This window comes from Promicromonospora xylanilytica (genome assembly GCF_054782895.1).
In genome coordinates, this window is sequence record NZ_BAAGRP010000070.1 from 58,718 (window position 1) to 80,456 (window position 21,739).

Consider the following 21,739-nt stretch of genomic DNA (forward strand, 5'->3'; position numbering starts at 1 on the left):
GTCACACTCTGGGAGGTCAGAGGTGAAAAGAGCAACGAAAGTCGACGGATCACCCGTGCACGGAATGCGGCGCGGCGCCCTCGACGTTGGCCACGGCATGGACTTCAACCAGCAGATCATCGACACTTTCCGCGCCAACGCCGGGGAGGTCAACGAGCCGATGCCGTTCGGCAAGAGCCTCGTGCTCGTGCACGTGCCGAAGAAGGACGGCACCATCCGTATCGCCCCTCTGGCCGCGATCCAGGACGACGGCGCCTGGCACATCGTCGGGTCGGCGGGCGGCTCCCCCAAGCACCCCGCGTGGGTCTACGGCCTGCGCCGCACGGAGCAGGTCGACATCGAGGTCCCGGGCGAGCCGGTCCGGACCGTGCAGGCGAAGGTCGAGGAGCTGGACGGGGACGACCGCGACGCCATGTGGGCCCGCTTCAAGGCGTTCTCGAGCGGCTTCGCCGAGTACGAGAAGACGGCGGAGGGCCGCGTCTTCCCGATCTTCCGGCTCGTGGGCTGACCGCCGCCGGCCGACGGGTCAGCCCTGCGCCACCACCGGCTCGGCGCCGTCGGCCACCACGGCCTCCCGCTCGTGCCGCGCCGCGCGCGGACGCACCCAGCCGTTGAGCGCGGCGTGCCACCCGAGCTGAACCCGGGTCTCGACCTCGGCGAGGTCCATCAGCGCCCGTACGCGCCGCTGCACGGTGCGCAGGGACGTGCCGAGCTGCTTGGCCACGGCCTGGTCCGTGAGGCCGGCGAGCATGAGGCCGAGCACGCGGGCGTCGTCGTCGTCGACCTGGTGCGCGACGTCGCCGGTCAGCCCGGACGTGCCGAGGAGCAGCGGCGTCGCCTGGTCCCACACGTTCTCGAAGAGCGCGCGCAGGGCGTCGAGCAGGGTGCTCTCCCGCACGAGCAGCGCCCCGACGACGTCGCCCGACGAGGTGAGCGGCATGAGGGCGAGGCGGCTGTCGACGACGATGAGCTTGAGCGGGACGCTCCGGGCGAAGCGCACCTCCTCCCCCGCCTCGGTGGCGTCGACGGCCTCCTCGACCGTGACCGACTGGTTCTCGAGCATCCCGCGCTCGACGACCACGCGGTACCGCACGCCCCGGGCGACGGCCTGGTCCTCGGCGGAGTTCTCCTGGCTGGACGTCACGATCACGGGCGGGCGCACGAACGCGTCGACGGACTCGCGCGCGCCGAGCTGGAGCTGCTCGAACCGGTGCCGGACCGCGTCGGCGCCCCGGATCACGTCGACCACGTCGGTGGGCCCCCGGCCCGCCGCGGAGACCCGGTAGACCTCCTCGAGCCGGCTCAGCTCGACCTCGGCGTGCCGCACCTCGTCCTGCCGCCGGGCGAGCAGCGCCCCGAGGGCGATGGCGGGAGGAGCGGCGGCGAACCGCCGTTCGTCGCCCGTGATCCGGGCCGCCAGCCCGTGCTCCTCGAGCCGGCGCAGCAGCCGGTGCGCGTCGCCGAGCGACGTCCCGAAGGCGCTGAGCGCCGCGGCGAGGTCGGCGACCGACGCGGAGGGCAGCGCGACGAGCTCGCTGTACGCGAGGGTCTCCTCAGGGGTCAGTCCGAGCACGTCGCCGAGCATGGCACTCCTCCGTCAGGTTGGTCAGCGCACCACTCTGGCGGAGTCGCGCCATGCCGTAAAGCCGCCAGGACGCGCCTCTTGTGACGTGTCGTGCCCGCTGGGAGTGTCCAGCACCATGAGATCCCGAACCCGGCGCGCTCTGTCGGCCGCCACCAGGGCCGCCGCGGCAGTCACCGCGTCCGCCCTGGTCGCTGCCGTGGTCACCACCGCGCACGCGTCCCCAGGCCCAGACCCCGCCACCCCGGACAGCGGCCCCGGCTCCGGCGGCACTCCGGCCACCGCTCCGGACACCCCGGCCCTCGCCGACGGCCGCACCACGGTCACGCTGGTGACCGGCGACGTCGTCGACGTCGGCACCACCGACGCCGGCACGCTGACCATCGGCGTGGAACCGGCCGACGGCGGTGCCGTGCGGACCCAGCAGGTGGGCGACCACTTCTACGTGGTCCCGGACGCGGCGCTGCCGTACCTCGCGGCCGGCACGCTCGACCGCCGGCTGTTCGACGTGACCGCGCTGCTGGAGCTGCGTTACGACGACGAGACGACGGACGCCACGCCGCTCATCCTCGAGCGCGCCGGCACACGGTCGCGGACGGCAGCGCTGCCGGGCGCCACCCGGACGCTGACCCTCTCCAGCATCCAGGCCGACGCCGTGACCGCGGACAAGTCCGAGGCGGCCGAGTTCTGGGCGGCCGTGGCCGCCCCGGACGGCCCGGCGGTGGCACGCGCGACGCGGGACGACGGCGCGTTCCGAGGCGGCGTCGAGAAGATCTGGCTCGACGGCAAGGCCGAGGCGACGCTCGACCGGAGCACCGCACAGATCGGCGCGCCCGAGGCGTGGGCGGCCGGCCTGGACGGCACGGGTGCGACGGTCGCCGTCCTCGACACGGGTATCGACGCCACGCACCCCGACGTGGCCGACTCGATCGCCGAGGCACAGTCGTTCGTGCCCGGCGAGGACGTCGCGACCGACGTCCAGGGCCACGGCACGCACGTCGCGTCCACGGTGCTCGGCTCGGGCGCCGCGAGCGACGGGCTGTACAAGGGTGTGGCACCGGGCGCCGACCTGCTGGTCGGCAAGGTGCTGGACAACGCGGGGTACGGCCAGGACTCCTGGATCATCGCCGGCATGGAGTGGGGCGCCGCCCATGCGGACATCGTCTCGATGAGCCTCGGTGACTCCAGCCTCAACGACGGCACTGACCCCATGGCGCAGGCGCTGAACGCGCTGAGCGCGCGGACGGGCGCCCTGTTCGTCGTCGCGGCCGGCAACAGCTACACGGAGGGTTCGCTCGGCAGCCCCGGCACCGCCGACGCCGCCCTGACGGTCGGCGCGGTGGACGACGGCGACGTGCGCGCCGACTTCTCCAGCTACGGCCCGCGCGTGGGCGACCACGCGATCAAGCCCGACCTCACCGCGCCGGGCGTCGGCATCGTCGCCGCGCGCTCCCAGCAGTCGGGCGGCGACGGCTCGTACGTCTCGATGAACGGCACCTCGATGGCCACCCCGCACGTCGCGGGCGCGGCGGCGATCCTCAAGGGCGCGCACCCGGAGCTCACGGGCGAGCAGCTCAAGTCGGCGCTCGTCTCCTCCGCGGCCGACATCGACGCCCCGGCGTACGAGGTCGGTACCGGGCGTCTGGACGTCCCGGCCACGCTCGACGGCGTGTCCGGTTCCGGCGACGGGTTCCTGGGCTTCTACGGCTGGCCGCACGACGGCGACGAGCCCGCCACCAGCACCATCACCTACACCAACGGCACGGAGAACGACGTCACGCTCGCGCTGAGCACCGACGTCGTCGGGCCGGACGGCGCGGCGAGCGACGTGGTGACCCTCTCCGACGCCGACGTGGTGGTCCCGGCGGGCGGCTCCGCCGACGTCACGATCAGCGCCGACGCCGACGACGTCGCACTGCCCGGCAGGTACAGCGGCGCCGTGGTGGCCACGGACCCCTCCGGTGACGTCACCGTGCGCACCGCCGCGGCGCTCGTCAAGGAGGAGGAGCGGTACGCGCTCGACATCACCGCCCTGGACCGGTCCGGCGAGCCCGCCACCGGCTATGTCGACTTCTACCGCTACGGCGACCAGTTCGTCAGCACGCTGCCGATCGACCCGGCGACGGGCGAGGTGCCGACGCGGCGTCTGCTGCCCGGCGTCTACTCCGCCACGGCCTTCCTCGACGTCGAGGGGTCGGAGGGCGAGGGCTCGACCGGTGTCGCGCTCGTCGGAGACCCACAGGTGGTCGTCGACGACGCCGACCAGGCCCTCGTCCTCGACGCCCGCGAGGCCGTCGAGCTGACCCTCGACACGCCCCGCGACAGCGACGTCGCCCACCGGCGGTTCCAGTTCTCCAACGACTCCGGCATCGGCGGGCTGTACGCGACGTTCGGCGCCACCTACACGGTGCCGGCGGACGTCGACTCGTTCTACGCGGCGCCGACCGGGGCCGTCGACAGCGCCCGGTACGACTTCGGCGTGCGATGGCGGGCCACCGAGCCCGCGCTCGACCTCGCTGCCCGGGGCCCGCGACCGATCAGCGTCGACCCGGTCTACCAGCCCGGCTCGGCACGCCTCGACGGCAGGGTCTCGCTGGCGGCGGTAGCGGCCGGCACGGGCACGGCGGCCGAGTACGACGGCGTCGACGCCGCGGGCAAGGCGGTGCTCGTCACCCGGACCGACGCCGTGCCTGCGGACGTCCGGGAGGCTGCCGCCCAGGCGGCGGGCGCCGCGCTGCTCGTCGTCGTGCACGACCGCCCGGGGACGCTGGCCGAGCACGTCACCCGCGACGACCTGCCGGTGGTCTCGGTGACGGCCGCGGAGGGCGCCCGGCTCCTGCGGGCCGCCGGCGACGGCCGGCTGACCCTGACGGGCACCGCGCAGGAGTTCCCGTCCTACCTGTACGACGTGGCGCGGAACTGGTCCGGCGCGATCCCGGCGGACCTGGCCCTCGCCCCGACGAACCGACAGCTCGCGACGGTCGAGAGCCGCTTCAACGACACCGGCGAGCGCCTGGCCGTCGAGAACCGCTCCGACTGCCGCGACTACCAGTGGCCGCCCTGCCTCGGTGTCCCCACCCTGCTGGGCACCGCGGCGGAGCGGACCGACTACGTGTCCACGTACGACGACGTCACCTGGTACGAGGGCGTGACGCACGAGAGCGGGTGGGAGCAGCGCGGCGTGCGGCAGGCCTACGAGCCCCGGAGCACCACGGTGCGTGACTGGTTCGCGCCGGTCACGGCACCCCGCACGGGCGACGGCTACTGGGGTCCGTGGCACGGCTCGGAGTGGTTCGCGGTCAACGTCGCCCCGGCGGGCGGCAAGGACGGCCTCACCGGTTCGTTCCCCTGGGGCGAGACCCCGGTGACGTCCCGCCTCTACCAGGGCGACACCCTGGTGCGGGAGGGCATCGGCCAGGCGGTCCAGGCGGACGTGCCGGCGGCGGACGGGCCGCAGGAGTACCGGTTCGAGGTGGACACGGACGCGGCGGACGGCACGCACCGGTACTCGACCAGCACGAGGACGTCCTGGACGTTCGTGGCGGACCAGGCGGACGACGCCGTGCCGGGTCAGCAGGGCACGCCCCTGCCGCTGGTCCAGCTCGACTACGACGTCGACACCGCCCTGGACGGCACCGTCCGGGCGGGGTCTACCGTCCCGTTCGCCGTGGTTCCGTACACGGTGCCCGGTGCCCCCCGCGCGGGTTCGGTGGCCGGGGCGACGCTGGAGGTCAGCTATGACGGCGGCTCCACCTGGTCGCCGGTGAGGCTGCGCGAGGACGACGAGCGCCGGTTGGCGCGCCTGCGGATCCCGGCACGGGGCGCCGAGCTGGTCTCGCTGCGGGCCACCGCCCGGGACGACGCCGGCAACAGCGTCACGCAGGAGATCGTCTCGGCGTTCGGGATCTCCGGGGGGCGGTAGGCGTCCTGGCGCACCGAGAAGACCGGTAGCAGGCGGGCCGTGTCGCCGGGAGTGGACGTCGTCCGCTCCCGGCGACACGGCCCGCAGGTTGTTACTCGCCCGCCGGATCGGCCGGGGGCCGGGTGGTGGCCGGCGGGACGTCGCAGACCGTGCCCTCCGCTGGCAGCACCCCGTCGATCAGCGCCGCGTCCACGGCGTCGTCGATGCACGGGCCACTGGTGCGGTAGGAGGTGTGGGCCACGCCCTCGCGGGTGAGCAGCACTGCGCCCTCCAGGCGTTCGGCCATGGTCTGGGCCCAGTGGTACGGGGAGACGTTGTCCAGGCGTCCGCCGACCACCAGCATCGGCGGGGCGCCCGCGCCGGTGAGCTCGCCGGTGAACCGGTCCTCGTTCTCGACCGGCCACAGCGCGCAATTCAGCGCGCTGTAGGCGGCCCGGCTGCCCAGGCGGTCGTCCCGTGCGGTGACCCGCTTCGCAGCGGCATGGTGCTCGGACAGCTTGTCCAGCGCCGGCCAGTCCGCGCAGCGGACGCCGGTGTGCGGCTCCTGGAGCGTCGCGAACGGAGCGCCGAACGGCGCGACCGTGGCCAGGGAGAGCAGGTAGTGGAGCGGCGTGCCGTTGCCCTGCTGTGCGGCGGTCAGGCCCGCGGTGAGCAGCGGCCAGAGGCTGCGGTGGCCCGCGGCGAAGCGCACGCTCTCGAGCGTCATGGCACCGTCGAGCGTGCCGCCCGGCGTGAGGCCCTCGGTCGGCGGAACCTCCAGCGGCTCGGCCTCCAGCTCGGCGATCAGGGCGTCCAACGCGGCCTCGGGATCGCCGTCGCCGAACGGGCACACGTCCGCGCCCTCGGCGCGGCACGTCTCGAACCACGCGTCGAGCGTCTGCTCGTTGGACACGGCGACCTCGTCCAGGAGCCGGAGCGGGTCGTTCAGCCACAGGCTGGTGTCGACGGGGGCATCGATCACCATCTGCCGGACGCGGTCCGGGAACATCGTCGCGTACATCGGGCCGACCACCGTGCCGTACGAGGCGCCGTAGAAGGTGATCTGTTCCTCTCCGAGCGCGGCGCGGACCTGGTCGAGGTCGCGGGCGACGTTGTCCGTGGACAGGCTGGCCAGGAACTCGGGGTTCTGATGGTCCAGGCAGCCGTCCGTGAACGTGCGGGCGTCGGCGAGGAGCCTGCCGAACCGCTTGCCGCCCGGGACGGTCGGGTCGCGGTCCTCGACCGTCTGGTCGGCGCGCTGCTCGTCGGTCAGGCAGCGGACGGCGCCCGACTCACCGACGCCGCGCGGGTCCATACCGACGACGTCGAAGCGCGCGATGACGTCGGGCGAGACCATGCTGGCCGCGCTGTCGGGGTCGATGGCCTCGACGGTCTCGGTGGCCGGCACACCCGGGCCGCCCGGGTTGATGAACAGGCTGCCGATCCGCCGGTCCGGGTCGGTCGCCCGGTGCCGGGTCACGGCGAGCGGGATCTGCTCGCCGTCGGGGAAGGAGTACTCCAGCGGCACCTCGACGGTGGCGCAGTCCAGTCCCTCGCCGCACTCCTCCCACTCGATCGGGTCGGGAGTGGGCGCGGGCGGGACCGAGGACTCGACGGGGCCGCCCGCGGCCGCCGTCGCGGCGGCGCCGGCCCCACCGGCACAGCCGGTCAGGGTCAGCGCGGCGGCGGCCAGCACGGCGGCGATCCGCAGGGATACCGGAGACGGGCGAGCGTGTGCGGGTGAAAGTGGCATGTCGCCGACGTTAGGCGGGCGGCCCGGTGGGGTGGATCGGCCGAAGGGTCCGGACCTCCCGACCAAAGTCGGAGCGTCGCTCAGTCCTGGTCGGGCCGGGCGAGCCCGGCGTCGTGCACGAGCAGGGCCACCTGCACGCGGTTGTTGAGGTCGAGCTTGGCCAGGATCGCCGACACATGGGTCTTGACCGTGGTCAGGCCGAGATGGTTCCGGGCGGCGATCTCGGCGTTGGACCGGCCGGCCCCGATCTCCACGGCGACGGCCCGCTCCCGCTCACCGAGCACGCCGAGGCGCCGCCGGGCCGCGGCCTGGCGGGTGTCCTCGTCCGAACCCGCGACCCGGGCGATGAGCCGCCGGGTCACCTCGGGCGAGAGCACCGGACGCCCCTGGGCGGCGTGCCGGATCGCTACGACGAGCTCGTCGGGCGGGGTGTCCTTGAGGAGGAACCCCGCCGCCCCGGCCCGGAGGGCGCGCAGCACGTGCGCGTCGGCGTCGAACGTGGTGAGCACGAGGACCTGCGGCGCGGGCGTCCGGGCCCGCAGCGTCTCGGTGGCGGTGAGCCCGTCGGTGCCGGGCATCCGGATGTCCATCAGCACGACGTCGGGCCGGTGGCGCCGGGCCAGCTCGACCGCCTCCGCGCCGTCGCTCGCCTCCGCCACCACGCGCAGGTCGGGGGCGCCGCTCAGCATCATCCTGAGCCCGAACCGGACGACCGGGTCGTCGTCGGCGAGGAGCACGTCGACGGGCGGCACGGCGTCGGCGGGCACGGCGTCGGCGGGCACGGGATGCGTCACGACGGCCAGGGTAGGCGCAGCCGGACCCGCCAGCCGCCCGAGTCCGTCGGGCCGTGCTCGAGCCGCCCGTCCACGAGGCGGGCGCGCTCGCCGAGCCCCAACAGCCCCGCCCCGGAACCGTCGGACGGCGGCGGGCCCGCCGGCCGTGCCTCCGGCGGCGCGTTGACCACCTCCGCGGTCACGTGCTCGCCGGGCCGGCCGGCGATCCGCACGACGACCGGCGCGCCCGGCGCGTGCTTCCGCGCGTTGGTCAGCCCCTCCTGCACGAGGCGGTAGATCGTGCGGCCCTGCGTTTCGGGCAGGCTCGGGCCTCCGGTCGTCACGCCCGCCTCGTCCCGCAGCTCGACCGGTGTCCCGGCCTGGCGCGCCTCGTCGACCAGCTCGAGGACGTCCGCGACGGCGGGCAGCGGCAGCTCCCCCACCGGGGCGCGGAGCACCCCGATCACCTCGCGGAGGTCCTGCAGGGCGCGGTGCGCGTTCTCGCGGACCACCTCGGCCGCACGCACCACGTCGTCGGCGGGGGCGTCCCGGGAGTAGGCCAGCGCACCCGCGTGGACGCTGAGCAACGACAGCCGGTGGCCGAGCACGTCGTGCATCTCCCGGGCGAGGCCCGCACGAGCCTCGTGCTCGGAGTGCTCGGCCCGGAGCCGCGCCTCGACCTCTGCGGCCGCTGCCCGCTCCCGCAGGGACGTGACGAGCGCCCGGCGGCTGCGCACGGACACCCCCCACGCCACGGTGGCGACGTGTCCGAGGGCGATGATGGTGAACATGGTGACCGGCGGGATCCCCGGCTCGGGCCACAGGACCTGATAGACGCTGAGCGCCGCCAGGCTGACCGCGCACACCGCCACCGTCGCCCGGACCGAGCGGTGCACGGCCACCGTGAACAGCGCGGCGATCGCCGCGCCGGCGATCGACTCCGAGAACGCGCTCGCCGCGGCCAGCACGACGCCGAGCACCACGGGGACGCGTCGCCGCCACCACAGAGCGACGCAGCCCAGCAGCCCGGGGACCCAGTCCACGGGCAGGACCCAGACGGGCACGGCCCCCGGCTCGCTGGCCCGGAGCAGCACGGTGACCAGCCACAACGCCGCGGCCAGCACGACAAGGACGGCGTCGACGAGCCGGTCCCGCACGGTCTCCTGGCCCTCGCTATTTCGCCGAGCCTCTGGGAACAGCCGTGCGCGGCGCCAAGAGCGGGTGGTCACGCGACGATGTAGCGGGTATCACCGATGGTGACCTCGACGCTCAGCGTGCCGCCCAATGCCTGGGCGTAACGGCGCAGCGTGTCAAGACGAGTCGACTCCGCACCACCGGACTCGATCTGGGAGACGCGATTTTGCCCCACATGCATACGGACGGCGAGCTCGGCCTGCGTCAGATCCTGCTGGGTACGCAGTTCTCTCAGCTGCCAGGCCCGCTGCCGCGCCAGCAGCCGCTCCTCCGCCACAGCAACCTTCTCCGGATCGACCGGGCGGGCCCGGTCCAGATCGTCAAGGCTCCTGGTCATCGCTCCCCTCCTGTTCCAGCTCCGGCGTCGTCAGCTTTCTTCAACGCCTCGAGATGACTGTCGTAGCGGTCGTCGGCCAGCGGGATCGCCGACCTGTACCAATCCTGCCATCGACCAGCCTTGTCCCCACCGACCAGCAGAATCGCTGACCTCGCTGGATCGAATGCGAACAGCACCCGAAGTTCGCTGCGGCCAGCAGATCCGGGCCGTAGCTCCTTCATGTTCTTGTGTCGAGATCCAGTGACGGAGTCGACCAGCGGGCGACCTAACTGCGGACCCCGATCACGCAGAACGTTGATCGCAGCGCGAACTTGAACGAACGACTCCTCTTCCAGACCGGTCAACCACTCGAACACCACCTCGTCGAACTCCACATCCCATAGCACTTTATCAGGTTATCCTGATTTCCTAATAGCCGCCCTCCCGAACCGACTCCCCGCAATTCATGCCTGTCTCGAGTCCGCCACCACCCGCTCCACGCCGTCGACCACTGGCGTGACGCGCCGTCCGAGGGCGAACGCCACGGCGGCGATCCCGAGGCAGCCGGCCACCATCACCCCGATGAAGCCGCCCGCCCAGCCGCGTTCCAGCAGCAGGCCCGCGACCACCGGTCCGGCGATGGTGCCGCCCTGGAAGGCGCCGGAGCCGATGGCGTTGTACCGGCCGCGGAGGTGCGCGGGCGCCATCTCGTTCGTCAGGGCGGGCAGCGCCGACTGCATCAGCGTCTCCCCCAGCCCGAAGAAGCCGTGGAACACCAGGACGATCACCACCGCCGCCGTGCCGCCGGGTACCAGGCCCGCGACGCCCAGCAGGAGCCACGCCACCACCCACACCACGGCCATGAGGGCGAGCGCCCGCGTGCGGCGCCGTCCGCGGACCCGGTTCATCACCCAGAACTGCAGCGCGACGATGACCACCGTGTTGACCACGAACGCGAAGCCGACGGCACGCGTCGAGACCTCGGCGACCAGGCGGGCGAAGGCGGGGAAGCCGCCCTCCATCTGCCCGTACCCCACGAACGCGGCGAGCAGCCCGAGCGCGGAGAGCCAGAGCACCTCGGGACGCCGCAGGATGGCGAGGTAGCCCACCGCCGCGCCGTCGTCGGCGGGCCGGTCGACGCGCCCGTGCAGGTGCCGCAGCGGCCCCATGAGCACGAACACGGGCACCACGAAGGTCGCCGCGTTGACCAGGAAGGCCATGACGAACGTGCCCGGCCGCTCGACGTCGACGACCAGACCGCCCACCACGCCGCCCACGCCGACGCCGAGGTTGAGGAGCGCGAAGTTGACGCCGTAGTACCGCTGCCGCAGGTCACCCTCGACGACCGTGGCGACGAGCGCGTTGACGGACGGCCACCCCACGCCGAGCTGGACGCCGAACAGCGCGAGGCCGAGCGCTGCCACCGCGGGGACGGTGGCGAACGCGAGCACCGTGTACCCCGCCACGGCGAAGAACAGGCCGGTGAGCATGACGCGCCGGGCGCCGTACCGGTCGACGAGCGCACCGGCGGGACCCGTCACGAGCAGGCCGACCACGGCGATGAGGCCCATGAGCGTGCCGGACAGGCCGAGCGAGAAGCCCCGCACCTCGTGCAGGTAGATGATCGTGAACGGGAGCGTCAGGCCGCGGCCGAAGAACTGCACCACCACGGTGGACAGCAGCCAGCGGCCGTCATGGGGCAGCTCCGACCAGAAACCGAGGGCGCCGGAGCGTGGGGAGGATGTCACGGCCTGATCCTCGCCCGCGCGACGCGTGCGCGGAAAGCGGATATCGGACACTGTGCCGCGCGTGACACCAGCCGGCCTGCGGCCCTGACCCGTCGTACCTGGTACGTCGGGCCAGGGCCGCAGGCCCCGTCACCCCGGCGTCGTGGGGTCGGCCGCCCGCCAGGCCTCGGCGAGCGCGGCGACCGACGGCCAGCGGGCGTCGCGCTCCGGGTGCGTGGCCCGGGCCGCGACGGCGAACTGTCCGTCCGAGCCGGCCCAGGCCGACCGGGCCTTGCTCTCGTCGTCGCCGAGGAAGGTGTGCGCGAGCGCCCCGAGGGCGACGACGTTGGTGACCTCGTCGATCGGCGCACCGAGCTCGTGCTCCTCTGGCGACATGAAGCGGGTGGACCCCCACATCCGGCCCATGCGGTTGACCACCGGGCCGCGTTCGTAGAGGTCGAGGTCGCACAGGACGACGCGTCCGGTGCCGGGCTCCAGCATGACCGACCCGTCGTACAGGTCGACGGCCACCCACCCGCGTGCCGCGGCGCGCACGTGGAAGTCGTAGATCTGCTGGACGGCGTCGGTGCGGGCCTCGAGCGAGAGCGACCGCACGACGTGCGACCGTTCGTACTGCCTGCCGACGGGCGTGGCGTCGGTCCAGTCGAACACGAGGGCGTGCCCGGCGCCGACGTCGGCGGCCTCGCGCAGCGTGACGAGGCTCGGGTGCTCGAGCGCCCGGTAGACCTCGGCCGACCGGCGGAGGTTGTCCACCGCCGTCTCGAGGGCGCCGTCGTACCGCGCCGTCGGTGCGCCGGCGTACTTGACGAACACCCGGCCGGCGGGGCCCTCGACGCCGAGGCAGAGGTTGCCGGAGTCCTGCTGGTCGAGCACGGCGAACACGCTGCCCCAGCGCGCCGTGAACGAGAGGTCGTGCGGCGCGCGGAGGCGTACGGGCAGGCCGTCCACGGTCTGGATCACGTCGCGGAGCGTAACAACCGGGTCAGTCCGGGCCGCCACGCTTTTCCGCGCCCTGGCCGCGCTGGTGGCTCCTGCGGGCGTCCCGGTCGAAGATGCCCAGGATCTCGCACGGGCCGCCCTCCGCGCCGATCGCGTGCGGGAGCATCGTGGGGAACTCCGCGGCCTGGTTGGTCTCGACCCGGAGACGCCGGTTGCCCAGGAGCAGGGTCGCGGTGCCGGAGAGGACGACCAGCCACTCGCGGCCGGGGTGGGAGCGCAGCTTGGCCGCGTTGTCGGGCGGCGGGCTGGTCATCCGCTGGCGCACCACGGACAGGCCGGGGTCGGCCCGGACGGGCCACCGCATCCCGCCGCTCGTACGGTCGACGGTCGGGTTGCTGATGACGTCGTCGGTCGCGGTCTCCACGAGCTGGTCCAGGGACGTGTCCAGGGCCCGCGCGAGGACCACGAGCTGGTCCAGGGCCAGGCGCCGCTGTCCGTTCTCGATCCGGCTGAGCGTGGACTGGCTGACCCGTGCCCGGGTGGCCAGCTCCTCCAGGGACCAGCCCTGGGCGACGCGCAGTGCGCGGATCCGTTTGCGGACCAGGCTGTCCAGCTCGCCATCTTCTTGCGTCATACGCAAGACCCTATGCGAACTCAGCAATCCTCGTCTAGCGTCGACCATGTCGGCTCCGCACCGGAGCCAGTACGGAAGGACGACGCCCATGCCCACCACCGCCTCATCCTCGGCCGATCTCACGACCGAGCCCACGGCCGCCACGGCCGACGGTCCCCACGCGGACGGTCCGCCGTCCGGCACGGTCGACGCCGTCGTGATCGGCGGTGGCGCCGCCGGGCTGAACGGCGCCCTGATGCTCGCCCGGTCCCGCCGTTCGGTGGTCGTCGTGGACAGCGGCACCCCGCGTAACGCGCCCGCCGAGGGCGTGCACGGCCTGCTCGGCCTCGACGGCACTCCCCCGGCCGAGCTGCTGGAGCGGGGCCGCGCGGAGGTGCGCGGCTACGGCGCCACCGTCCTGACGGGCGAGGTGGTCAAGGCCACCGCTGCGGAGCCGTCGGCGGACGGCGACCCCCGCTTCACCGTCACCCTGGCCGACGGCGCCACGCTGCACGCGCGCCGGCTCCTGGTCGCGACCGGACTACGCGACGTGCTGCCCGACGTGCCCGGCCTCGCCGAGCACTGGGGACGCGGCGTGGTGCACTGCCCCTACTGCCACGGCTGGGAGGTGCGTGACCAGCCGATCGGCGTGCTCGCCACGGGACCGGCCTCCGTGCACCAGGCCCTGCTGTTCCGCCAGCTGACCGATGACCTCGTCTACCTGGCCCGCGGCACCGCTCTCGACGACGACACCCGGGCGAGCTTCGCCGCGCGCGGCATCCGCGTCGTCGACACCCCCGTCGACCGGGTCGTCGCGGCCGACGACGGCGGGATCGCCGGCGTCCGGCTCGCGGACGGAGAGCTCGTGGCGCGCGGCGTGCTGTCGGTGGCCACCACCATGCTGCCGCGCCTCGACGGCCTGGAGAACCTGGGCCTGCCGGTGCAGGACCTGCCCCACGGGATGGGCCGCCACATCGTCAGCGGCATGGCCGGCAGCACCGAGGTCCCGGGCGTGTGGGTGGCTGGCAACGTCACCGACGCGTCCGCGCAGGTCGGGGCCTCGGCGGCCGCCGGTGCGCTGGCCGGCGCTCACATGAACGCCGACCTCGTCACCGCCGACACCCGCGCGGCCCGGGCCTGAGCGGTCAGTCGCAGGCGTCGCACCGGCCGGTCGCGGGCAGCTGCATGTAGCAGCCGGGGCAGCTCGCCGGGGCGGCGTCGGGCGCGTGCGCGAAGGAGTTGGTCTGCGTTCCCGAGAACCCGGCCATCAGGACGCGCTTGTACCCGCCGCCGTCCTGCTGCACGTCGACGAAGCCCTTGTTGAAGAACGCGGACGCGTCGTGCCCGGCACCGGGCGACACCGCCACGTACGAGCGGGACGACGGGATCCAGATGCGGGTCTTGTCGAGCCCCTCGGCGATCTCACGCATGGCCGGCCGGTGCGCCATCGGGATCGGCAGCGCCTCGAGCGCGGCCTCGAAGCTGTCGAAGTCGTCGGGGCCCGCTCCCGCGAGCGCCACGAGGCAGGTCTTGCAGACCTTGAACTTCTGCTTGTCGAGCTCGGTCGCGGGCTGCAGGGCGGCCAGTCGATCCTCGGACAGGTGCTGGCAGTCCCTGCCGTGCAGGACCTTGCCGTAGGGGACCCGGAAGAGTAGCTCTACCGGGATCTCTGCTCCTGCCACTGCAGGGGTCTCGCTGGACGTAGTCACCCACCCAGTATCGCCCCTGGAAGTGGCCTGTGGGGACACCAGTTTTCCGGCGCCGGCATCACGCTGACCTGGCGGTGACCGCCCGGTTCTGCGCGGTACGACCGGTCCTGTCCGAGGTGGGCAGGCCTGCCGAGGCCAGGAGAGCGAGCTTGTCGGCGTCGCTGGACCCCGCGTCCGGATGGAGCACGACGAGCATCAGGCCGTCGGCTCCGCTGATCTCGAGCCGCTCCCGGTTGACGGTCAGCTCGCCGACCTGCGGGTGGTCGAGCCGCATCGGCGTGCCGCGCTGCCCCCTGACCTCGTGGCGCGCCCAGAGCTGACGGAACCGGGGGCTGGCCTGGGACAGCTCCTGAGCGAGCTCGACGAACCGGGGGTCGTCGACGTCCTTGCCGACGGCCTGCCGCAGGTTCGCGACGAAGCACTCGGTGACGTCCTTCCAGTCCGGGTAGAGGTCCTGCTCGTCCGGGTCCAGGAAGAGGTCCCTGAGCTGGTTCCGTCCGGGGACGAGGCGCGGGGAGAGGGCCCTGGCCAGGGCGTTCGACGCGACGACGTCGAAGTACGGCCCCTCGATGAAGGCGGGCTGGACCAGCGCGTCCAGGAGCTTGAGGGCCCCGGCGGGCGGTGCCTCGTCGCCCGGCCGGCGCTTGCGCTGCGGTGGCGCCTCCGCGACCAGCGTCCGCAGGTGCGCCACGTGGTCGTCGTCGAGCCGGAGCACGCGAGCGAGCGCGTCGAGCACCTGCCCGGACGGGTTGCGGTCGCGGCCCCGCTCCAGCCGCAGGTAGTAGTCGGCACTGATGCCCGCGAGCATCGCCACCTCCTCCCGCCGGAGCCCGGGCACCCGCCGCACACCGCTGTCCGGGATCCCCGCCTGCTGCGGTGTCACGAGCTCGCGCCGGGCCCGCAGGTACGCGCCGAGGGCGTTGGTCGAGTCGCTCATGCGGTGCGCCTCTCGTTCTGCGCGGCGGACAGCGGGGGGCCTGCCACACCCCTGTCTCGAGAGGGCCCTGGTCCGGTGCGGTACGCGTGCATAGCGTCGTCAACGGCTCGCCCGAGCCACATATTTCGAGAAGGAGACCCATGACCACCGCACTGATCACCGGAGCCAACAAGGGCATCGGCTACGAGACCGCCAGGCAGCTCCTGGCGCTGGGGCACGTCGTCTACATCGGCGCGCGGGACGTCGAGCGGGGCGAGAAGGCGGCGGCCGAGCTCGGCGCCCGGTTCGTGCAGCTCGACGTGACCGACGACGCGTCGGTGCACAGCGCCCTGGCGACCATCCGGTCGGCCGAGGGCCGGCTCGACGTCCTGGTGCACAACGCGGGCATCCTTACGGACGGCCCCCTGGACGGGCCGACGGCCCTGCGGGCGTTCGACACCAACGCCGTGGGGATCGTGCGGGTCACGGAGGCCGCACTCCCCCTCCTGCGCGAGTCCTCGAACCCGAACGTGGTGACCGTCTCCAGCAGCGTCGGGTCGTTCTGGGCCGTCACCAACCCCGACCGGCCGGAGTCCGGCCTGTCGATCCCGCTCTACGCGGCATCCAAGGCAGCGGCCACCATGCTGACGCTCCAGTACGCGAAGGCGCAGCCGGGCATCAGGTTCAACGCCCTGGAGCCGGGCACCACCGCCACGGACATGACGGCGGCCTTCGGCATCGACGGCAGGACGCCGGAGGAGAGCGCCCGCGTCGTCGTCGGCCTGGCGACGCTCGGTCCCGACGGCCCGACCGGCACCTTCCAGGACGAGAACGGGACGCTGCCCTGGTAGGTGCCGGGTCGTGACGTGGTGTCAGGACCAGCGCACCCCACGCCGGTTGGGCTCCTCGATCGGCGCCGCATCGACGAACGTCCGCGCCCGCACCACGCCGTCGTCGTCCGTGAGCCAGAGGTGGAGCCGGGCGGACGGCACCGGCCCGGGCGACGGCACCGTGACGCGGACGGCCGGGCTGAGCTCGAACGGCTTCGCCTCGACGGTCTCCGACGACAGGCTCCGTGGAGCGTCGGCCTCGCCGAACGGGGTGCCCGCGGGCACCCAAGCGGCCCGGACCTGTCCGCGCACCACGCTGGGGCCGTGGTGCGAGACGTGGACGTCGAGGGCGAGGTCGCCCGCGGGTACCGCGATGTCGGCACCCGCGTGCGCGGGCACCAGGTCGACGACGAGAACCGTCTCGGCGTTGACGTCGCGCGGGTCGAGGCCGCCGCGGTCCTTGGGGCGGCGGTCGACGTCCAGCAGCCCGGCCATCTCGTGCTCGACGTCGGCCAGCTCGGTGTAGACGTAACCAGCGAACCGGTCGTGCCGGCGCAGCTCCTGCGTCTGCCAGCGCAGGTGCCAGGCCCGCTCGAGGCTGGTGAACCCCGCGCCGTACTCGCTGTTCAGGACGGGGACACCGGCGCGCGGGTGGTCCGCGGACCCGTACAGCGACTTGCGCGCCACGAAGTCGGGGGCGAGCTTGACCGGGAAGTCCTCCCGCGCACCGTCGGCCAGGGCAGCGACGTTGGCCGCCCACGCCGCCGGGTCCTCGTCGTAGTAGTGCCAGTCGACGAGGTCGGTTCGCACGTGCGCCCAGCCCGAGTTCTCAACGACCGGGCGCGAGTCGTCCAGGGCACGCAGGGTGTCGTAGGCGCGCACTGCCGCAGCCGAACGGTCCGCACTGCCGGGGATGTCCCAGTCCAGGCCCCACTCCTCGTTGTAGAGGCCCCAGATCACGATGCTCGGGTGGTTGCCGTCCCGCTCCACCATGGGCGGGATCTGCGCCTCGAACGCCGCCGCGGCCTCGGTGCTGAACCGGCTGGGCGCCGGCGGTTCGGCCCAGACCAGCATGCCCGTGCGGTCGGCATGGTGGAGCCACCGCGGGTCCTCCAGCTTGATGTGCTTGCGGACCAGGTTGTAGCCGAGGTCGCGCGCGTGCCGCAGGTCAGCCAGCAGCGTGTCGACGTCCGGGGCGGTCAGCCCGGTCTCGGGCCAATAGCCCTGGTCGAGCACGCCCCGCACGTAGAGGCGCTCGTCGTTGAGGTACAGGTGCTCACCTCGGCGGTCGAGCCGGCGCAGCCCGCCGGTGACGGCCACCCGGTCGGGCTCGGCCGGCGCTCCGGCGCCCGCCGCCCGAGACGTGACCGTCACGACGTAGAGGTGCGGGTCGGCAGGGCTCCACAGTCGCGGATCGGCGATCCGGACCCGTCCGGTCGCGACGCCGTCGCCGTCCGCGACCAGGTCGATGCGCTCCCCGGCCGCCGAGCCGGCGGTGACCTCGACCGTCACCAGCGCGCCCGCCGGCGCGTCGCCGGCGACGTCGACCGTCACGTCGAAGCCGGTCAGCGAGTCGCCACGCAGCGCGACCCGCGCTGCGTGGGTGCGGCCACGCGCCTCGAGCCACACGGGCTGCCAGATACCGGAGGTGGGCGTGAAAGAGACGCCGTCGTAGTCGTCGCGCGGGATCGAGCGCTGCTTGCCGTGCGGGATGCTCCGTTTGTCCGCGGGCGCGTCCACATCGACCTCCAGCATGCCTGTCATGCCGGGCGCCAGCACCCCGTCGAGATCCACCTCGAACGACGTGGACCCGCCGACGTGCTCGGCGACGACCGTGCCGTCGACCCGGACGACGGCACGGTGGTGCACCGCGCCGAAGCAGAGCACGGGCCGCGCGCCGGACCAGCCCGCAGGCACGGTGAGCCGACGCCGGTAGGTGGCGTGCTCCAGCCAGGTGCGCCCGACGCCGGACGCGGGGGTCTCCCAGGCGAACGGGACGATGATCGGTACCGTGCCGCCGGGCGCATCGAGCTCCCAGACGCCGTCCAGGCTGGTCCAGCGGTCGGACCGGTCGAGGTCGGGGCGGGGGTACTCGGGGCTGGGGTGCGTGGGGCCGGGGTGCTCGGGGCGCGTACGGGCCGATGTCATGTGTGAGCCTTTCGAGGAGTGCGGGCGTCAGCCCTTGACGCTTCCGGCGAGGATGCCGTTGATGAAGTGCCGCTGGAGTACGACGAAGACGAGCAGGAGCGGGACGAGGGCTATCGACGCGGCGGCGAGCAGCTCGCCGGTCACCGTCGCGTAGTCAGCCCCGACGCGGTTGCCGGTGATGTTCTGGGCGAGCGTGGAGAGGACCACCTGCAGCGTGGCCATCCGGTCCGAGCTGGCCACCACCACCGGCCACACGAAGTCGTTGTAGATGTTCATGACGGTCAGGACTGCCAGCCCGGCCAGCGCAGGCCGGATCACGGGCAGCACGATCCTCGTGAAGATGCCGAACTCCCCCGCACCGTCGACCCGCGCCGCGTCGAGCAGCTCGTCCGGCACCTCCGCGATCACCTGCCGCATCCAGAAGATGGCGAAGGCGTCGACGGCGCCGGGCAGGACCAGCGCCTGGTAGGTGTTGACCCAGCCCAGCGCCTTCATCTCCAGGAGCAGCGGGATGATGAGCACGATGGTGGGCAGCATCAGGGTGATCAGCACAGTGCCGAACAGCAGGTCGCGGCCGGGGAACCGGTACTTGGCGAAGGCGTAGGCGGCCAGCGGCGCGCAGAAGAGAGTGATGGCGCCCTTGACGACCAGCACGACGGCGGTGTTGAGGAACCCCTGGCCGATCGGCACGTCGGCGAACATCCGCCGGTAGTTGTCGAGGGTCAGCGCCGTCAGGTCCAGCCCCAGGGGGTCACTGATGATCTGCGTGGCCGGTTTGAAGGCCGAGACCAGGGCCCAGACGACGGGCGCGAGGAAGGCCAGCGCGAGCAGGAGCAGGAAGGCCTGCGAGCCGAGCGCGGCCGGCAGCGTCCTGGTGGTGGCCGGCCGGAGCGGGGCTCGCCGGAGCGGGGCCGGACGTGCGGTGCGGGTGGTCATGTCAGTCCTCTGTCCGCAGGAGTCGGACGAACACCAGTGACAGCCCCATCACCACGATCACGAGCAGGAACGAGTTCGCCGCCCCGGTGCCCAGGTCGCCACGGGTGATGTGCTCGTACAGGTGCAGGCCGGCGGTGGTCGTCGAGTTGTACGGTCCGCCGTCGGTCACGACGAACGGTTCCGCGAACATCTGGAACACGGCCAGCGTCTGCAGCACCACGGAGAACATCAGGGTGCGGCGCACCAGCGGGACGGTGATGCTGCGGAGCTGGCGCGCGCGGGACGCGCCGTCGATCGACGCGGCCTCGTACACGCTCGCGTCGATCGACTGCAGTCCCGACAGCAGGATGATCACGATGAAGCCGGTGGTCTTCCACAAGAACAGCAGGGCCAGCGTGGGCTTGGCGAACGCGCTCGTGGTGAGCCAGCCGACGTCGGGCAGCCCGACGACGTTCAGCAAGCTGTTCACCGCGCCGTAGTCCTGGTCGAAGACCACCACCCAGATCTGCGCGACGGCCACGAGCGGCGTCACGAACGGGACGAGGAAGGCGATCCGGTAGAACGACCGCAGGCGGATCTTGGCGCTGTTCAGCAGCACCGCGACGAGCAGAGCGACCACCACCTGGACCGGGACGATCATCAGCCAGAGCGCCGCCGAATTGCCCAACGAGCCCCAGAACATCTCGTTGCCGAGCAGGTAGGTGTAGTTGTCCCAGCCGACCCACTGCGCCGCGCCCGAACCGCGCCAGTCGGTGAAGCTCAGGCGGAGCGTGAAGAGCATCGGGTAGACGCTGAAGGCCACGAACAGGGCGACGAACGGCAGGACGAACAGGTACGGCGCCACCTTCCGGGGCAGCCAGGGCCGCAGCAGGGCACGGCCCGTGCCGCGACCCTGGGCGCGCTCGGCGGCGACGAGCGCGCTCACTGGCGGTCGACGAGGTTCGTCTGGATGTCGGCGGTCGACCGCTCGATGACCTCGTCAGGTGTCATGTCACCGTCGTACATCCGCTGGACGTTCGTTCCGAGATAGTCGACGGCGCCGGCCCACCACGCAGGTGCGGGCACACCCCCTGGAATCTCCTGACCGGCGCCGACGGCCGTCGTCCACAGATCCTGCCCGCCGAGGCCCTCGACGGGGCCGAACAATGGGTTCGCCGGGTCGGCCGCCGGACCGTACGCCGGGATCGAGGTGGCCAGACCGTTCGGGTAGGTGTCGTTCTCACCCCACACGGCCTCGTAGCCGTCCTCGTGGAACATGAGGAACTCGTAGAACAGCCACGCGAGGTCAGCGTTCTCGCCGTCCTTCGGCAGCACGAACGACGAACCGCCCATGGCGCCGGAGCGAGCGCCGCCCTCCTCCCACGCGGGCAGCGGCATGGCGCGCCAGTCGCCGCTGGTCTCGGTGAGCTGCTGCTCGGGGGCGAAGCTGAACCAGATCGCCCACGGGTAGAAGACCTGGTCACCGGACTCCAGGGCGCCCACGTCGCTCGGCGACAGGTACTCGGCACGGGTGCCGAGGCCCTCCTGGTTCACGGTGTCGAGCCAGCCGAGCACCTGGCGGTACTCGTCGGAGTCGAGGCGGAGCTCGCCGTCCTCGTCGGCGATGCTGGTGCCGAGCTGGCCGGCGTACATCTCGAGCTGGAGCTGACCGAGGAACGCGCTCTGCTCCAGGTGGATCGGCTTCGAGCCGGGGACCTCCTCCTGGTAGGCGCGGGCCGCCTCCAGCAGGTCGTCGTAGGTCTCGATCGTCGTGGCGTCGACGCCGACTTCGGTGAGCGCCTTCTCGTTGTAGAACAGCAGACCGGGGTCGAGGTCGAACGGCACACCGTGGATGGCGCCGTCGGACGAGTTGACGTCGATCTTCTGTGGGGCGATGTCCTCGGTATAGGGCGCCAGCACGTCGCCGAGGTCCCACAGGTAGTCGGCGAAGCCCGCCACCTTGGCGTCGTCGAGGAACACGCCGTCGGGTACGTCGGTGCCGGTGATGAGGGTGTTCTGCAGCTTGGCGTCGATGTCGACCGCCTCGTGGTGCACGGTGATGTCCGGGTAGACCTCGTTGAAGTCGTCGATCACGGCGTCGAAGACGTTGAACAGGTCGCCGGAGCGGTCCCAGATGGTGATCTCGCCCTGCGGCGACTCCTCGGCGGGCGCTTGGAGCCGGTCGACGGAGGCCGCCTCGGGACTCCCGGGCTCGCCGCTCGTGATGGACGGGCCGCAGGCGGCCAGCGCGATCGCCAGGGTCAGGGCGCCGGCGGCGGTCGCGGCGGTGCGGCGGCAGGCGCCGCCCGTCGTTCGGGTATTCAGGTTCGGGTGCATGAGCACTCCCTTGTGCATGCGCGGCGCATGTCGCGACGCGATCTTTTCAACGTGTGCAAACTAGC

At 72.8% G+C, this 21,739-nt stretch carries 19 protein-coding genes; 4 read left to right on the plus strand and 15 right to left on the minus strand.

What is annotated here, in order from left to right:
• The first annotated feature begins 64 nt into the window (after window positions 1-64).
• Window positions 65-508, plus strand: a complete 444-nt coding sequence (locus ACYVK7_RS20775; protein ID WP_460889659.1) for a nitroreductase/quinone reductase family protein — start codon at window positions 65-67, stop codon at window positions 506-508.
• An 18-nt stretch (window positions 509-526) separates the two neighbouring features.
• On the opposite strand, the gene ACYVK7_RS20780 is transcribed toward ACYVK7_RS20775, so the two are convergent.
• Window positions 527-1,585, minus strand: a complete 1,059-nt coding sequence (locus ACYVK7_RS20780; protein ID WP_460889616.1) for a DUF7436 family protein — start codon at window positions 1,583-1,585, stop codon at window positions 527-529.
• Window positions 1,586-1,700: 115 nt separating this feature from the next.
• On the opposite strand from ACYVK7_RS20780, the gene ACYVK7_RS20785 reads away from it, so the two are divergent.
• Window positions 1,701-5,504, plus strand: a complete 3,804-nt coding sequence (locus ACYVK7_RS20785; RefSeq protein ID WP_460889617.1) for a S8 family peptidase — start codon at window positions 1,701-1,703, stop codon at window positions 5,502-5,504.
• 91 nt (window positions 5,505-5,595) lie between these two features.
• Here ACYVK7_RS20785 and ACYVK7_RS20790 read toward each other — a convergent pair whose 3' ends face one another.
• The 8 genes from ACYVK7_RS20790 to ACYVK7_RS20825 all read right to left on the minus strand — a co-directional run bounded on the left by ACYVK7_RS20790 (window position 5,596) and on the right by ACYVK7_RS20825 (window position 12,840).
• The gene (locus ACYVK7_RS20790) at window positions 5,596-7,236 is read right to left on the minus strand and encodes an alpha/beta hydrolase (protein WP_460889618.1); all 1,641 of its coding nucleotides are present in this window, start codon (window positions 7,234-7,236) and stop codon (window positions 5,596-5,598) included.
• Between the two features lie 80 nt (window positions 7,237-7,316).
• A complete protein-coding gene (locus ACYVK7_RS20795) occupies window positions 7,317-8,030 on the minus strand; it encodes a response regulator transcription factor (protein WP_460889619.1) in 714 nt (237 codons plus the stop codon).
• Window positions 8,027-9,238: a sensor histidine kinase gene (locus ACYVK7_RS20800; RefSeq protein WP_460889620.1), complete on the minus strand. Its 1,212-nt coding sequence runs from the start codon at window positions 9,236-9,238 to the stop codon at window positions 8,027-8,029. Before ACYVK7_RS20800 ends, ACYVK7_RS20795 begins: the two co-directional genes overlap by 4 nt.
• The gene (locus ACYVK7_RS20805) at window positions 9,235-9,540 is read right to left on the minus strand and encodes a helix-turn-helix domain-containing protein (RefSeq protein ID WP_460889621.1); all 306 of its coding nucleotides are present in this window, start codon (window positions 9,538-9,540) and stop codon (window positions 9,235-9,237) included. Before ACYVK7_RS20805 ends, ACYVK7_RS20800 begins: the two co-directional genes overlap by 4 nt.
• Entirely contained in the window at window positions 9,537-9,914 is a 378-nt protein-coding gene (locus ACYVK7_RS20810) for a type II toxin-antitoxin system RelE/ParE family toxin (RefSeq protein WP_460889622.1), read from the minus strand. Before ACYVK7_RS20810 ends, ACYVK7_RS20805 begins: the two co-directional genes overlap by 4 nt.
• Before the next feature lie 69 nt (window positions 9,915-9,983).
• Window positions 9,984-11,267, minus strand: a complete 1,284-nt coding sequence (locus tag ACYVK7_RS20815; protein ID WP_460889623.1) for an MFS transporter — start codon at window positions 11,265-11,267, stop codon at window positions 9,984-9,986.
• A 129-nt stretch (window positions 11,268-11,396) separates the two neighbouring features.
• Window positions 11,397-12,227 (minus strand): hypothetical protein, encoded by an 831-nt coding sequence (locus ACYVK7_RS20820; RefSeq protein WP_460889624.1) that lies wholly within the window; start codon window positions 12,225-12,227, stop codon window positions 11,397-11,399.
• Window positions 12,228-12,249: 22 nt separating this feature from the next.
• On the minus strand, window positions 12,250-12,840 hold the full coding sequence (locus ACYVK7_RS20825; RefSeq protein ID WP_460889625.1) for a helix-turn-helix domain-containing protein: 591 nt from the start codon (window positions 12,838-12,840) through the stop codon (window positions 12,250-12,252).
• A gap of 88 nt (window positions 12,841-12,928) precedes the next feature.
• Here ACYVK7_RS20825 and ACYVK7_RS20830 point away from each other — a divergent pair, with 88 nt between their 5' ends.
• A complete protein-coding gene (locus tag ACYVK7_RS20830) occupies window positions 12,929-13,960 on the plus strand; it encodes an NAD(P)/FAD-dependent oxidoreductase (protein ID WP_460889626.1) in 1,032 nt (343 codons plus the stop codon).
• A 4-nt stretch (window positions 13,961-13,964) separates the two neighbouring features.
• Here the strand turns inward: ACYVK7_RS20830 and ACYVK7_RS20835 are convergent, their stop codons facing one another.
• Window positions 13,965-14,528 (minus strand): hypothetical protein, encoded by a 564-nt coding sequence (locus ACYVK7_RS20835; protein WP_460889627.1) that lies wholly within the window; start codon window positions 14,526-14,528, stop codon window positions 13,965-13,967.
• Between the two features lie 58 nt (window positions 14,529-14,586).
• A complete protein-coding gene (locus ACYVK7_RS20840; RefSeq protein WP_460889628.1) occupies window positions 14,587-15,465 on the minus strand; it encodes a helix-turn-helix domain-containing protein in 879 nt (292 codons plus the stop codon).
• A 140-nt stretch (window positions 15,466-15,605) separates the two neighbouring features.
• On the opposite strand from ACYVK7_RS20840, the gene ACYVK7_RS20845 reads away from it, so the two are divergent.
• Window positions 15,606-16,295: an SDR family NAD(P)-dependent oxidoreductase gene (locus tag ACYVK7_RS20845; protein ID WP_460889629.1), complete on the plus strand. Its 690-nt coding sequence runs from the start codon at window positions 15,606-15,608 to the stop codon at window positions 16,293-16,295.
• A 21-nt stretch (window positions 16,296-16,316) separates the two neighbouring features.
• Here the strand turns inward: ACYVK7_RS20845 and ACYVK7_RS20850 are convergent, their stop codons facing one another.
• Genes ACYVK7_RS20850 through ACYVK7_RS20865 form a run of 4 tightly spaced genes read right to left on the minus strand, consistent with a single transcriptional unit; the run spans window position 16,317 to window position 21,674 of the window.
• Complete coding sequence (locus ACYVK7_RS20850; RefSeq protein WP_460889630.1) at window positions 16,317-18,422, minus strand: glycoside hydrolase family 2 protein; 2,106 nt, start codon at window positions 18,420-18,422, stop codon at window positions 16,317-16,319.
• Window positions 18,423-18,449: 27 nt separating this feature from the next.
• Window positions 18,450-19,358: a carbohydrate ABC transporter permease gene (locus ACYVK7_RS20855; protein ID WP_460889631.1), complete on the minus strand. Its 909-nt coding sequence runs from the start codon at window positions 19,356-19,358 to the stop codon at window positions 18,450-18,452.
• 1 nt (window position 19,359) lies between these two features.
• A complete protein-coding gene (locus ACYVK7_RS20860; RefSeq protein ID WP_460889632.1) occupies window positions 19,360-20,283 on the minus strand; it encodes a carbohydrate ABC transporter permease in 924 nt (307 codons plus the stop codon).
• The gene (locus tag ACYVK7_RS20865; RefSeq protein ID WP_460889633.1) at window positions 20,280-21,674 is read right to left on the minus strand and encodes an ABC transporter substrate-binding protein; all 1,395 of its coding nucleotides are present in this window, start codon (window positions 21,672-21,674) and stop codon (window positions 20,280-20,282) included. Before ACYVK7_RS20865 ends, ACYVK7_RS20860 begins: the two co-directional genes overlap by 4 nt.
• Window positions 21,675-21,739 lie beyond the last annotated feature (65 nt).